At 43.2% G+C, this 13,583-nt stretch carries 18 protein-coding genes and 1 pseudogene; 6 read left to right on the forward strand and 13 right to left on the reverse strand.

Annotated features, from left to right (window positions below; translation table 11 throughout):
• On the reverse strand, positions 1-134 hold a 134-nt coding region (locus IM479_RS14085), incomplete at its 3' end, for a transposase family protein (protein WP_287684375.1).
• A gap of 185 nt (positions 135-319) precedes the next feature.
• On the reverse strand, positions 320-1,189 hold the full coding sequence (locus IM479_RS14090; protein WP_287684356.1) for an MBL fold metallo-hydrolase: 870 nt from the start codon (positions 1,187-1,189) through the stop codon (positions 320-322).
• 257 nt (positions 1,190-1,446) lie between these two features.
• On the opposite strand from IM479_RS14090, the gene IM479_RS14095 reads away from it, so the two are divergent.
• Positions 1,447-2,676, forward strand: coding sequence for a class I SAM-dependent methyltransferase (locus IM479_RS14095; RefSeq protein ID WP_353737548.1), 1,230 nt, complete (start codon positions 1,447-1,449; stop codon positions 2,674-2,676).
• Here IM479_RS14095 and IM479_RS14100 read toward each other — a convergent pair.
• The 5 genes from IM479_RS14100 to IM479_RS14120 form a co-directional block, all read right to left on the reverse strand.
• Positions 2,653-3,639, reverse strand: a complete 987-nt coding sequence (locus IM479_RS14100; protein ID WP_287684358.1) for a DMT family transporter — start codon at positions 3,637-3,639, stop codon at positions 2,653-2,655. The genes IM479_RS14095 and IM479_RS14100 overlap by 24 nt on opposite strands.
• Positions 3,640-3,824: 185 nt before the next feature.
• On the reverse strand, positions 3,825-4,868 hold the full coding sequence (locus IM479_RS14105) for an AI-2E family transporter (RefSeq protein ID WP_287684359.1): 1,044 nt from the start codon (positions 4,866-4,868) through the stop codon (positions 3,825-3,827).
• A 29-nt stretch (positions 4,869-4,897) separates the two neighbouring features.
• Positions 4,898-5,758 carry a shikimate dehydrogenase gene (locus IM479_RS14110; protein ID WP_287684361.1) on the reverse strand — a complete coding sequence of 287 codons (861 nt, stop codon included), beginning with the start codon at positions 5,756-5,758 and terminating at the stop codon, positions 4,898-4,900.
• A 65-nt stretch (positions 5,759-5,823) separates the two neighbouring features.
• A complete protein-coding gene (locus tag IM479_RS14115) occupies positions 5,824-6,201 on the reverse strand; it encodes a hypothetical protein (RefSeq protein WP_286823745.1) in 378 nt (125 codons plus the stop codon).
• 182 nt (positions 6,202-6,383) lie between these two features.
• Positions 6,384-7,379 (reverse strand): amino acid ABC transporter permease, encoded by a 996-nt coding sequence (locus IM479_RS14120; protein WP_287684363.1) that lies wholly within the window; start codon positions 7,377-7,379, stop codon positions 6,384-6,386.
• A gap of 85 nt (positions 7,380-7,464) precedes the next feature.
• Here IM479_RS14120 and IM479_RS14125 point away from each other — a divergent pair, with 85 nt between their 5' ends.
• Positions 7,465-7,980 carry a single-stranded DNA-binding protein gene (locus IM479_RS14125; RefSeq protein ID WP_286823743.1) on the forward strand — a complete coding sequence of 172 codons (516 nt, stop codon included), beginning with the start codon at positions 7,465-7,467 and terminating at the stop codon, positions 7,978-7,980.
• A gap of 225 nt (positions 7,981-8,205) precedes the next feature.
• Here the strand turns inward: IM479_RS14125 and IM479_RS14130 are convergent, their stop codons facing one another.
• The 4 genes from IM479_RS14130 to IM479_RS14145 form a co-directional block, all read right to left on the reverse strand.
• Complete coding sequence (locus IM479_RS14130; RefSeq protein ID WP_286823742.1) at positions 8,206-8,523, reverse strand: hypothetical protein; 318 nt, start codon at positions 8,521-8,523, stop codon at positions 8,206-8,208.
• Between the two features lie 114 nt (positions 8,524-8,637).
• Complete coding sequence (locus IM479_RS14135) at positions 8,638-8,949, reverse strand: BrnT family toxin (protein ID WP_185240555.1); 312 nt, start codon at positions 8,947-8,949, stop codon at positions 8,638-8,640.
• Positions 8,950-8,977: 28 nt separating this feature from the next.
• A complete protein-coding gene (locus IM479_RS14140; protein ID WP_287684366.1) occupies positions 8,978-9,163 on the reverse strand; it encodes a hypothetical protein in 186 nt (61 codons plus the stop codon).
• Complete coding sequence (locus IM479_RS14145; protein WP_287684367.1) at positions 9,160-9,504, reverse strand: hypothetical protein; 345 nt, start codon at positions 9,502-9,504, stop codon at positions 9,160-9,162. Before IM479_RS14145 ends, IM479_RS14140 begins: the two co-directional genes overlap by 4 nt.
• A 311-nt stretch (positions 9,505-9,815) precedes the next feature.
• Between IM479_RS14145 and IM479_RS14150 the strand changes: the two genes are divergently transcribed.
• The 4 genes and pseudogenes from IM479_RS14150 to IM479_RS22710 form a co-directional block, all read left to right on the forward strand.
• Positions 9,816-10,589: a laminin B domain-containing protein gene (locus IM479_RS14150; protein ID WP_287684368.1), complete on the forward strand. Its 774-nt coding sequence runs from the start codon at positions 9,816-9,818 to the stop codon at positions 10,587-10,589.
• A 114-nt stretch (positions 10,590-10,703) separates the two neighbouring features.
• Entirely contained in the window at positions 10,704-11,120 is a 417-nt protein-coding gene (locus tag IM479_RS14155; RefSeq protein WP_287684369.1) for a hypothetical protein, read from the forward strand.
• Between the two features lie 5 nt (positions 11,121-11,125).
• Positions 11,126-11,479, forward strand: coding sequence for an immunity protein CdiI family protein (locus IM479_RS14160; RefSeq protein WP_287684371.1), 354 nt, complete (start codon positions 11,126-11,128; stop codon positions 11,477-11,479).
• Between the two features lie 20 nt (positions 11,480-11,499).
• Positions 11,500-11,574 (forward strand): annotated as a pseudogene (locus IM479_RS22710) (PEP-CTERM sorting domain-containing protein); the annotation flags it as partial.
• Between the two features lie 115 nt (positions 11,575-11,689).
• Here the strand turns inward: IM479_RS22710 and IM479_RS14165 are convergent.
• Both IM479_RS14165 and IM479_RS14170 read right to left on the reverse strand, forming a co-directional pair.
• The gene (locus IM479_RS14165; RefSeq protein ID WP_287684373.1) at positions 11,690-13,261 is read right to left on the reverse strand and encodes a Na+/H+ antiporter; all 1,572 of its coding nucleotides are present in this window, start codon (positions 13,259-13,261) and stop codon (positions 11,690-11,692) included.
• 98 nt (positions 13,262-13,359) lie between these two features.
• The coding region (locus tag IM479_RS14170; RefSeq protein WP_287699468.1) for a zinc ribbon domain-containing protein at positions 13,360-13,583 on the reverse strand (224 nt) is incomplete at its 5' end.

The following is a 13,583-nucleotide window of genomic DNA, read 5'->3' on the forward strand; positions in this document are numbered from 1 at the left end:
AGCTCTCTATAACCTGAGTATCCTAGCATTGTTCCCAGTATTATTACTAATAATACTATCCATAAAGGGTGTCTTTTTCCTTTATCTTTCCGAAAGTCCTTGACTTGTTTCAGTTTTTCTATTAAGCTCAACATATATTTAAAAAGTTGGCGGTCACTTTTCATTTTACAAAGACAGTGATCGCTTTTACTTTTGATATTCTGATGGGAGAATGAAACAGCCCTACCCTGCCCCCCTTGATAAGGGGGGTGCCGATAGGCGGGGGGATCCTCCTTAATAAGGGGGGCATCTGATAATTTTTAACGCCTACCTATTTAGATTACACTTCATCTATCTGATCATCTCCCGGTCGCAGTTCGATCGAGAGGCCTTCCCGGGCGAGAATAGTTTCAGGGAAAACCCTTCTTACCTGTTCCCCAATGCAATCGAGAAAATCGTCATTATGGGCGGGATCGTGATGAAATAGAACTAACTGCTTAACTTGCGCTGTCTTAGCGATTTTGACTGCCTGCTGCCAAGTGGAATGACCCCAACCCACCTTAGAATACTTAGGATCGTTGTATTCCTCATCGGTGTAGGTAGCATCAATGATCATGACATCCGCTTGCCGAGCCAAAGCCAGAACGTTATCATCAAGGCGATCGGGAAAATGTTCGGTATCAGTAATATAAGCTGCCGATAAACCCTGCCAATTTACCCGATAACCCACCGCGTCTCCTGGATGATTTAAAGGACGGGTTTCGACGGTGACATCCCCACAGTGGAGGGTTTCGCCCATTTCTAGATCATAAAATTCTAAATCGGCCCGCATAATCTGCAAAGGCACGGGAAAATTAGGATGTAACATCTGATCGTGTAATTTTTGCTTGATGGTTGCCCCGTTGGGGGAGGGAACCCCATAGATTTTAAAAGTATTACCCCTGATAAAAGCGGGCATAAAAAAAGGAAAACCCTGAATATGATCCCAATGGGAGTGGCTGAAAAATAAATGGGCTTTCGCTGGACTTTCTGCCATCAAAGACTGTCCTAGGGCGCGTAACCCCGTACCACCGTCAAAGATTAATCTTTCTCTACCGACTTGCATCTCCACACAGGAAGTATTACCACCATAACGAACGGTTTCCGAACCTGGACAGGGAATACTTCCCCGTACTCCCCAAAATTTGATCTGGAAGCGGTTGTAGGGCATATCAGAGGTTCCTCTGCTTGTGCTAATGGGCTGATAGATCAGATTAGCATTCTCTGACAATTAAGGCGCTGACTTCATCCCTAAGATAAGCTGTTCGTAATTTAAATTGCTTGGGCCAGACGAGGCAAGAGTCATGCAAAAAACAGTAAAGGGATTGGGGGAGATTCGGCTAATCTAAAAATAAGCGGTTTAAATACGTCTTAGCTTAACGATCTATGATTAGAGGTGAGGATCGTCACTTTTACAAGAGCCAAGGTATGGATTTACAGCAATTCTTAGAAAAACTGCCCCAACAGTATCAGGATTGGGGATCGCCTTTAATGTCGCCTATTTCCGAGCAATTAACCCTTTTAAGCCAAAAAAACGCCTCCTATACCGATCTCAATCTCTTTCCCCTACTCAATCTAGCCGTTGCCTGTCTGCAACAGGACGAGGTTTACTGTCAAGTGGGTTGTTTTCGTCGCGGTAGTTTAGTCGCCGCTTTCTGGAATAATAGCGATCGCCACGGTTATGGCGTGGAAGCTTTTTTTAAATACGATCCATCGGGAGAAAAACTAACTATATTATCTCAGGATTTGGAGGATTTTCGACTATCAGAACAGATATTTTTAAGCGATCAAGAAACGGAAAACTTTTTCGATGATCTGGAAGAATTAAACAGTGAAGAAAAGCTGGGAGTTTATTACTACGATGCCGCCGAAGACTATCGTTCGCTCTTGATCTCCTTACTTTTAGCCCAAAAATTCTGGTCTGATTCCGCTTTAATTATTATCAATAAATGTCAGCATCCTGCTCTCCAACAAGCAATAAAAGATTTTCTTAAAACCCATCCCCAAGCCCAGATAATTTTAGATGATCAAGTCGCTAATCACGGTTTGCTTGGTTTCAAAAATATTTGTTTATTAGCTTGGAATGCTCCCCGGGGGATAACACCGCTAAAATCCCCGAAAAAACTGGTTTTAAATGTGGGTTGTGGTCCCTACAATCCCGAAGCTCTACCCCAACTATTCCGCGATGGCAATTGGCAAGAAATTCGCCTCGATATCAATACCGCTGTTAACCCCGATATTTTAGGAACGATTACCGATTTAAGTGCCGTTCCCGATAACTCCGTCGATGGGGTTTTTTCTAGTCATAATTTAGAACATATTTATCATTACGAAGTTCCCATCGCCCTCGAGGAATTTAAACGCATTCTTAAACCCGAAGGCTTTTTGATGATCGTGGTTCCCGATATGCAAACTGCCGCCGAATTTGTCGCTAGAGGCGATATGGAAAATGAACCTTTATATATTTCTCCCGGTGGTCCCGTGCGTGCTTTATGGATGTTTTACGGCATGGGAACAGAAGTGCCTGGGATGCCCTATATGGCTCATAAAACTGGTTTTACCTCTCAAAATCTCAACCAGAAATTACAAGAAGCAAATTTTGCCAGAGTCGAGGTAATTCGGACGGAATTTGAGTTAGTTGCTTTTGGGTATAAGTGAGGAAAGATTAGCAAAAATTGCCCGCAATTGTGGGGCGATTCTTTCCCTTTGATTGATTAAATAAATACTAACGAGGGTTAAAGATACCCCCACCCATTGCAATATACTTAACATCTCACCGAGGAATAAATTACCGAAAGTGAGGGCAAAAACCGGAGTTAAAAAAGTTAAAGAACTTAAACTGGTTAAATTGCCCTTGGCGGCTAAATAAAAGAATATTCCATAGGCGATCGCACTACCAAAAATAGTGGCATAACTTAAAGCTAACCAACCATTGAAATCGATATTCTGCCATTGATGGGATTCTCTGAAACCTGAAGCTAAAAATAGCGGCAATCCTCCTAAAATCATGTGCCATCCCGTGGCGCTGACGGGATCCGCATGACGACAGACAAACCGGATTAAGACTGTTCCCACCGCCATGGACAGGGAAGCCAAAAGCATCAGCATTTCGCCGCTATTTAGTAATTCCTGCCAGCTAAAGTCAATATTTACCGCTTTTTGTCCAAAAAAGTCATAAAACCATTGATCGGGCAAGCCAATTAAACTAATTCCCCCAATTCCTAAACCCAATCCCAACCATCCCCAGACACCGATAACTTCTTTAAATAGCCAACTCGACATTAAAGCCACCGCTAGGGGTTGCGAGTCAATAATTACCGATCCTAACCCCGCCCCGGTGCGATTTAATCCCAATGCCAGAAAACCTTGAAAAAGAGTGGCATCCATCAGAGCAAAAAGGGCAATCCATAGCCACGCTTGCAGGGTTTTGGGCTGAGGACGACCTAAAAACCAAGCTACTATTAAAACTAACATTCCGGCGGGGACAAGGCGAATTCCCGCCATAAATAGGGGGGTGGTATGAGGGATAACACCCTTCATCGCTACCATCGCTGTTCCCCAGAGAAAAAACGGTGAGATAAATAAGAGGGGCGAGGATTTCTTTAAATCTAAGTTTTCCATAGGTAAGTAGCTGGTTATAATTAAATTAAAAATGGATTTTAGGTTCGATCCCCCCTGCCCCCCTTGATAAGGGGGGTGCCGATAGGCGGGGGGATCTGATGACTTTTAACGCCTACCTACTTAGCGATCGAGTGTTGTGGATAACAAATTTCCCTAATTGTATAGTAGAGACCGAGGATCGGCTCTTAATTCTCTTGACTTTCTCCTAACTGATTTTCCTCTAAAGCTGTTATTTGTTTTTCTTCACTTGAACCGATCCAGATCGCGATCATCCCGGCGATGGGAATGGATAGAAAAACCCCTAATAATCCCGCAACTCTTTCGCCGATAAAGAGGGATAAAAATAAAATTACTGGGTTTAATTCTAGGGCATTGCCCATAACTTTAGGGCGAATAATATTATCTTGAATTTGCACCAAGACAACACAGACAATAAAAGCTTTAACGGCAACTGCTAGTCCCTGGGAGGTAAAAGTCAAGATAGTTACCAACAAAATGCCCAGGGTTGCCCCGATACCCGGGATAGCATCGATAACACCGAGAATGCTCGCTAAAATTAGCCCATATTTGATTCCTAATAGGGAAAAACTTAAGAAACTCGTCACCGATAAAAAGAGCATTAACAACAGTTGCCCGCGAATAAATCCCAGAAAACTTTGTCGAAAAGACTTGGCAAAACGCTCCCGGTATGCTATGGGGAGAAGTTGCAAAAAACCTCGCCAGAGTTTATCACCATCAATGAGCATATAAACACTGATCACCGCCCCGAAAATGACCGTAAAGACACTGGAAAAAACTCCTTGTACGATCGATAAACCCGTGGCTAAACCGGTTTGTAAGCTTCCCACCATTTTATTCAAATCTAATCGATCGAGAAAGTCTTGAAAGGGTAAAAAATCTTTTTGACCAAGGGCATCGGTAAGATTGAATAGTAGTCCTCTCCCCTGATTAACCGCTTCTAATCCTATGCCTGTGACTAATCTAAATAGGAGGATAAAAGCTACTAGGGTGGTAATAGCAATGGCTAGTCCTCTCGGTAGATAACGGGATAACCAAACCACGGGATAATTTAATAGAGCGGCCAGGACTGCCGAACCGGTAAAAATAGCGATCATCCCGTAGAAATAGTTAATTAAGATAATTAGACTCCAGCCACAGCCAAATAATAATAGATAGCGTACTAGAATCGAGTTATTCAGAGTTTTCCAAAAGGAGCTAGAAGGGGGCATAAATAAAGCCAGAAATAGGATTTTAGCATTTAGAATTGTTTTAACAGAGCTTCCCGCATCACCGAGACGGGGACGGGTTGACCTAACCAGATTTCTAGTGCGATCGCTCCCTGATTAACTAACATTTCTAACCCATCAATAATTCTTATCCCTCTAGTCTGGGCTAACCGGAGAAATTTGCTCGGCCGGGGATTATAAATTAGATCGTAGGCGATCGCCGATGGGGATAAAAGGTCTAATAATTCTAACTCAACTGGGGATTGTTCGCCCTGGGGGGACATTCCGATCGGGGTAGAATTAATCAGGAGTTCTGTGGTGGATACCAGCCCCTCTAATTCGTCCCAGCTATGCACTTCTAGGAGGTCATAGAGGCTTGTATTCGCCCAACTTTCTTTAAAAGGATCTAATTTCTTTTGATTGCGTCCTACCAGATGAATTTTGCCACAGCCCAACTGGGCGCAAGCCACCACTACCGCCCGAGCAGCGCCGCCATTGCCTAAAATAACTGGATTCACCCGACTCCAATCTTTGTCAAGGGATTTCAAGGGTGCGAGAAAACCATCCACATCGGTATTCGTTCCCTGCCAACCGGTTTCCGTGCGCCAGACGGTATTAACTGCGCCTACTAGCCTTGCTTTCTCGGTAATTTGCGATAATAAGGGAATAATTGCTAATTTATGGGGAATCGTAACGCTCAAACCCTGTAGATCAATGGCGGCCAAGCCAGCGATCGCAGTTGCCAAATTTTCCGGGGCGATAGGTAGGGGAAGATAGACATAATTTACCCCCAAGGCATCGATAGCGGCATTGTGCATGAGGGGAGAAAGAGTATGGCCGATGGGATCGCCGATTACGCCTAATAACTTGGTTTTTCCGTTAATAATGGTCATAAAAAAAGGTGGGCTTTCCCCACCAAAGTTTGATCTCAAGGGTAGCCAATGCTCGCCTTACTATACTATTTCTTGATTTCGCGGGCCATTTTCAGGAAAGGATTGATACTGTCATCGTTAGTGCGACGACCGTTATCATTAGTACCGTTACCGTTACCATTAGCCTCGGAAGTCGCCGATTTTGCCACAATACCGTTATCGGTGACTTTGCTGACTTCCATGGAAGAAATCTGTTTAATCGATTCGCCACCCTTTTTATTCGAGGCAGTTTTCGGGAAAGTACGTCGGATCGTGATCGGTGTCCGCATAAAGTCGATATCACCGAGAGTTTTAGCATCATCGGGTTCCAAGTAAAAAGCCTCTTTCGGTTCCGGTGCGCTCAGATCCATCGGTTCATCGACGTATTTCGTCTTATTGCCAAACAGGCCAAAGAATCCAGCCATTTTCTCCCTCTCCTAAATAAATATATTTACCATAAATTGCTGCTGATTCTTAAATAATATCAATATTTATGACAAAAAGCTAGGTAGCCATCTATCAGTGATCAGTAATCAGTGATCAGATGGGAGTTTTCAGTTTACTGTTCACTTTTCACTGTTCACTGATAAAACTTCCCACACCCCAATCAACGCTGTTCTAACCTACGACTGGCTAGGGACATAGAATAACAGAAAATCCAGTAAATAAACGCCAAAAATAGATAAACTTCTGGATAATCGCCGATAAATTTCGGATTAGCCAAAACCGATCCTGCCATACCCAAGAGGTCCACCAGTCCCACGATCGCCAGTAGGGAAGTATCCTTAAATAAACTGATAAATTGACCAACAATAGCGGGAATGACCGCTTTTAAAGCTTGGGGTAGAACGATCAATAATAAAACGAAAATCGGTTTTAAACCCAAAGCTTTGGCCGCTTCAATTTGACCTTTGGGAATCGCTTGTAAACCACCGCGGACATTTTCGGCCAGATAGGCTGCTGCAAAAAGAGTAAATCCAGCGATCGCTCTGATCACCCGTTCTGGTCTAGTCCCGGCGGGTAAAATTAAGGGTAACATCACCTGGGCCATGAATAAAATTCCCAACAAAGGCAACCCGCGCAATAATTCGATATAGCCAATAGATAGCCAACGAATTGCCGGTAATTCACTCTGTCTCCCCAGGGCTAATAATACCCCCAAGGGGAAAGATAAAATCATACTTGCGATCGCTACTAATAAAGTTAAGATTAAACCACTGAGATCATCGAGGGGGATTGTCGTTAAAAATAATCCCCCCAATAGTAACCAAGCAATTAAAGGTAAAGTCAATAACCAGATCAATCCCCACCAGCGTCGGAGAAAAGCGGGACAATCGGGGAAGCGACCCTGGTTTAATTGCCAAGAAAACAGTGATAAAGCCGCAATTATCGTTAAAATCAGCCAAATTCGCCATATTGACTGTTCCGGATAACGACCGACCAGAAATAAACCGATATTTTCCGTCACTACAGCCCATTTTGCCTGATTTATCGCCCAATCGAGAAAACTTAAGCCACCCCAGAGGCTGAGAAATAGACCCGCAAGGGTTAAGATGACGTTGTACCAAGTGTTAAAGAGATTTTTTCTTAACCAGAGTCCCATAAAATTCCCTAACCTCCACAGTGGTGATCATTGTACTTTTTCAGTACAATGGTGCTATTAGAAAAATTCAGACTGATTTCCGACCATGAACAGTTGCATTTTAATGGCTAAAATTGTCCGTCGTCCCGAATTACGTTATACCCAAGATAATCAAACTCCCTACGCTCAAATGTTAGTCGAGTTTTCTCCCAATCGTGCCGAGGCAACCCCGGCTAATTTAAAGGCCGTAGCTTGGGGAAATTTAGCCTCAGAAGTCGCTCAGAACTATAATGAAGGTGATCAGGTCATTTTGGAAGGCCGTCTCTCCATGCAAATGATCGATCGTCCCGAAGGTTTTAAGGAAAAACGGGCCGAATTAGTTATTAGTCATCTTTATCATCTTGACGGCAGCATGAGTAGCGGTGAAATGACGGCCTCGACTCCAGAAAAAGTCGTACCAATCAATACCTATAAATCTAATAAAACCGAGGTGGAAAAACCCGTCGCACCTGTCTCCACCGGTGATTTTGAATACGACGCATCCTATGAACTTTCTAATCCTTCTGCTTGGCAACCTTCTGACACATCAGTGGAGGAAAATTTAGACGATATTCCTTTCTAATCACCCCGACAGAATTAATTACAGATATTTTTCCCTTTTTTGTTCTGGTTTTCCCTCTTTCCAGAGTGTGAATTGGGTGCATCTCAATTTTGTATAAATATCTATATTACATTTGGGCGCACGCAGTTCGATAAACTCACTGACCACGGTGCGCCCCTACTATTGGCGCAATAATATTATTGTAGGGGCGAATTGCCTTCGCCCTCTTTGAACAACTTCTGCTGCTCACCATAAGTGAGAGAAAATCACCAATAGGATACCATTTTTCTTTATTCGCGTCACAACGAATGCAGGCTTGGCAAGCATTCGAGCGTGGATGTCTGTCATGGATTTAGAAATTTGGTAATAGAGCTTAAAACCCAGTTCCATCAAGGCTGTGGCTCTCAATTTGATCGCCTCACTCGAAGGGAGCCGACGGGTGGCAACCGATAGGATGGATTCCAGTTGCTCTTTTTTGAAAGGGTCTGGGTTCCTACTGATTTCAAATTCAATGGCATCGCTGTTGAGTAAGACCCATTTCTCCTCCAGACCTTGATGTACCATGATGCAACAACTGAGGGATCAAGCTGCAGAGTTACAGGAACTTTTAGAGGAGAATTAACAGTAGCTTCTTGCCAAAATTCGGCATCAGTAGCAGGTATATCTGAATAATCTATATCAGAATCTTTCATCTGACCAAGGATCTTTAATTGTTCCTCTCTCGACATACTCATAATAAATTCTCCTTTCCTCTGCATTAGCGCGTCTTGTAGATATAAGCCGTATTTTCTGTTCTCGTAAAGTGTACACTGCAACTAGGACGAATTCTCCTAAAAGTCCCAAAGCGATTAATCTTTCTTCGCCGTAGTCTCTGCGATTATCAGGTTTTGATATCCAGACTCCTGAAAAGATTTCCTTGGCAAAATTAAAGTCGATCCCGTGTTTTTCAATATTGATGTTGTTCTTTTGGTCATCCCACTCGAACTCCATCTTTTGACTCTAACTCCATAATTACCTACTATTCAATAGGTTGCCCTCTTTGCAATAGCCTTTCTCGTCTCTTTTGACGGGATTCTGTTTCGAGTTGAGCGAGTATATCGTCTAAAAAGAGATTATAAAGCTCAATCTGGCGGTTAGTTTCCCGTAAGCGTTCAAGACATTGTTTTCTAGTTGCTTCATCAGGATAGGAGGTGCGGTAAGTCATAGTAAGCTCCATTGCCTCTTAACTTCATCAACACTAGCATTAACAGCATCTACGCTGGCTGTTCCTTGCAAAATCGCTCTTTCTAACATCTCTAGCATCGTATTTGAGAGAGTCGGCTGCTCTTGTAAAATTCTCAGCAGGATATTATTAATTCGGGAGTAGGAATTAATTACCCTCTCTCTGGCATTAAATAATTCTTCTAATTCTGATAATGTCCGCTCATTTTCCCCATATTCAGTAAAAAGTTGCCATTCCGTCGCTGATGCGTATTCTATCTGCTCCGCTAGTTGACGCAGTAGCTCAAAAATGCTAGTTAGGGTTTCCTCCGGTAATTTAGCCATATTCAGTTATTTCTGTTATCCCCAGTCTATCATCTGGTTGGTGCGAGGTAATCGTACTTAATTTGGTTAGCGATCGAGTTGAGGGGCAGTCAAGGGAGAACGCAAAAGCGAATCCCACATACCGCGCCACAATACCTCACGGAAGACGATAGTTCGCCTGAGAAGGAGTAAAACAGGGGAAACCACCTGAGACTCCTTCCCCCGTGAATCGCTGGTCAGAAAGAAGAATGTAAAGATTGATTAAATTGTATCGTATGATACTTTGCGGGGGGGTAGTGTGTATCGTTTTGTTATCTACATTTGGTAAGGTTATGAAAAAAATTAAATCGTTTCAGCAACAGTTTCTCAAATGTGTTGCCACTACCACCATTTTTACCGTTGCTCCTTCGGTACTTTTTTTCGTGTTGGCGAATCCTGTTCACGCAACCGTTATCAGTAGCAGCACCTTCGATACCGACTCGGAAGGCTGGAGTGTTGCCGATTGGGATGGTAATTTAACTCATATTGTTGGAACATATCCTGTCACATATAATGCGAGCGGGGGGAATCCAGGAGGCTATATCAGTTCGACTGATCCGAGTTCTAACAACTTTTTGTTCGCAGCCCCTGCGAAGTTTTTGGGCAACCAAACGGCTGCATACGGTGGTTCGTTGCAACTTGACACATTCGACCAGAATCAGCCTACGGTATCGTCTTTCCTGGTCCTCCTAACAGGGGCTGGATTAAGACTCGCTAGTCCCGTCGTCAATCCCCCCGATACAAGTTGGACCTCCTACACGGTGTCATTGACTCCGTCAGGATGGGGGATAATTGGGAGCGGAGTGCAACCGACAGTCACCCAAATGCAAACGGTTCTCGGTAGCCTTGATGGGCTGTACATTCAAGGGGATTGGCATTTTGGTTCTGACTTCTCTGGGCTAGACAATGTGATCCTTAATGCGGGTGTTCCCGAAAATGCGGCTGTTCCCGAACCCACCTCAACCCTCAGCCTCCTCGCCCTCGGCACCCTCGGCGCAGCCTCAACCCTCAAGCGCAAACTCAAGTCTTCCAAATCGACAGAAAAGGAAAAGACAAAAGTAGGCTAAATTGCTTCTAAAAATACTATAAATGCTCCTTCATTCAATCTTGAGGGGGTTTATTGTATAATTGAGGGGTGAGTAAACTAGATCAAATTACGCAATCTTGAGCTATAATCGGCAATGATGGAACATCCCAACAACGCTCAGAAAAAACTCCTGATTGCTGAACTTAAAAAAGCAGGAATCAAACATACCCCAGAAAATATTATCAGAATTACTCAAGACCCTAAGGGGAAAATTATTTTTCTAGAAACCGGAAAAGGAGGAGAGAGAGGTTCTGGATTACTGCATATTCTAGAAAATCATCGAGAAGATTTTCTCCAGAGAGGTATTACCGAAGCACAAATTCCTGATTTAATTGTAACAGCTATTAGTGAGGGGACAATTATTGGCATACAAGGAAAAAGTCGCATAATTTATCAAGTAGAAATCAATGGAATTATCCAGTATGTTTCTCTAGAAATTAGTCCTAATGGTTACTTAGTGAGTGCTAATCCAACTCCAACTCGATTAATTAATAAACTTATTCAGGAATGATAGTTATGGCAATCAGAATCAAACTTTGGGCAGATTATGGAAGTTACCCACTTTGGGGAGTAGATGAAATTGATAACATTGCTCCTGAAGAATTACCATTAAGTCAAGCAACCATTCAACGTTTAAACGCATGGCAGGATACTTACGATAAGACTTTAAATCAAGACTATCCACCTTTATCAGATTTTCCTAATCAGCAAGCTGAAATGGATTTTAAACAAGAAGGAATTAATTTATGGAAACAGTTACGTCTTGAACTGGCACCAGATTATGAAGTTTTCTACCAAAATGAAGGTCAATTGTTCAGACATCCTCAGGAAATAACCAAAAAATCTACAGTACAAAAAATAACAGTTTGAGTATCATCACTTTCGGCTCCGGCGCAGCTTCAACCCTGAAGCGCAAACTGAAGCCATCCAAATCGACAGAAAAGGAAACCACAAAAGTCTCCTAAAATCCCCCATAAAACCCCACAACATCCCTTCATTAATTGCAGGGGTTTTTGTCATAGGAGCCAGTCGTTGATCGTTAGGAGAATTGAGATTGATTGTATATACCCCAAAATAGTCCTACTGTTCACTAATTTTACTTTCAGCGAGAATTTCTTGGAGGACGGGGGATAAATTGCTAGTTAAACGACCGGATCGAATAAATTCAGCGTAGGTATCAGCTTCGATATCTAGGAGGGTTTCCCGAAGTTGTTCCATTGTTAATAGCTGTAATTGGGGATAACTATCGTTGAGAGATTGAATTTCCGCTTCTACAGTCTTTAACTTTTCTTTGACGAGATGCTGCTCATAACTAAAAAATTCGGGGGCAACATCGGGAGATTTATCTAACTTAGAAAGATAGTCTAAAACCCTTTTTAAAGCTACCCGTCGGGCTAAAAGTTCCGCATACTTTTCTCGAATTGGTTGATCACCGATCAGGTCTAATCTCGATAGGAAAGTTTGAATAGTTAATCCCTGAACCAAAAGGGTAAAGAGAACAACTCCGAAGACGATATCGATGATATCCTGACGATTGGGAAAAATAACCGGCACACTTAAAGCTAGGGCAATAGAAACGGAACCACGCAAACCTCCCCACCATAAAACCGTTTTTTCCCGCCAATTAATTTTAGTTTCCATCAAGGCATTACTAACAGTTGCTAAAGCAAAGGTAGCCAGAAAACGGGCCGCTACCACGGCAGCGATCGTGATAAAAATTAAATTGAGATTATCGGCTAAACTGGAGAGACGAATCTGATCGCCGATGAGGAGAAAAACGATCGAATTGACAAAAAAAGCGAGAAACTCCCAGAATTGCGTGACTAATAGGCGGGTACGGGGACTCATACTAATTCTAGAGCCAAAATTACCTAAAATAATCCCCGTAGTCACCACTCCGATTACCCCCGAACCCCCGAACTCCTCGGTTAATAAATAAGCACCGTAGGCGGACACAAGAGTTAAAGACTGTTCCACTAGGGGTAAATCCAGACGTTGAGTCAGATAGGAGATACCAAAACCCACTAAACAACCCACTGCCACCCCGATACCGATAAAAGCGGCAATCCGGCTAATGGTTGTCTCTAAGGATAGACCACTAGCACCGAGGGGAATTTCCACCAAAAGAGCGAAAGCGACGACAGCAACCCCATCATTAAATAAGCTTTCCCCTTCCAAAAGCACGGTGAGGTTTTTACTGGCCCCTAATTCGCGAAAAAGAGCGACAACAGCGACGGGATCCGTAGAAGAAAGGCTCGCACCCACCAATAATGCCGTAAATAGGGGCAAATTGGTCAATTTATCGAGGGCAAAACCAACCCCGAAAATCGAGATAATTACGCCGACAATAGCGAAAAGACTGACGGGAATCCAATTATCCTTCAGATCTCGCCAGCGCGTATTCCAAGCGGCTTCAAATAGCAAAGGGGGCAGAAAAATTTCTAGAATCAGTTCGGGGGATAGGTTCACCAGACGGATATCGATAAAAGCTAAACCCAAACCGACTATCACTAACAATAGGGTGTAAGGAATTTGGCGAAACCAGCTAAAAATCCTCGAAACCGTGGCCACACTCAGGGAAACGGACAAAACAATTAGAAATTGTTCTAAATTTTGCTTAATAACTTCATCGGTAGCGGATTCTAAACTCATTGGGTGGGAGGCAATCGGTGAGCGGACGTGCAAGAAAAGAACAATCTAAATTATTTTGACATCCTCGCCGCCGTAAAACGGACGGCGATTCCCAAACCTCACGATTTAGGTTTCTGCTTCTTTCCCGAAGGATTTTTCGCACCTGCCGCCCCAGTTTTACTCTGTTCTGGTCTTATGGTCGCTCCACAGACTGACACCGCAAGCCCTGCGGCCAAAATATTTTTACTGGCGTTAATATCTCGGTCATGGTGTGTCCCACAGTCTGGACAGTCCCATTCTCGAATATTTAACGGCATTTTCTCAGCAATATACCCGCAATTAC

It is taken from the genome of Microcystis sp. M165S2 (assembly GCF_020245885.1).
In the GTDB taxonomy this organism is placed as follows: Bacteria; Cyanobacteriota; Cyanobacteriia; order Cyanobacteriales; family Microcystaceae; genus Microcystis.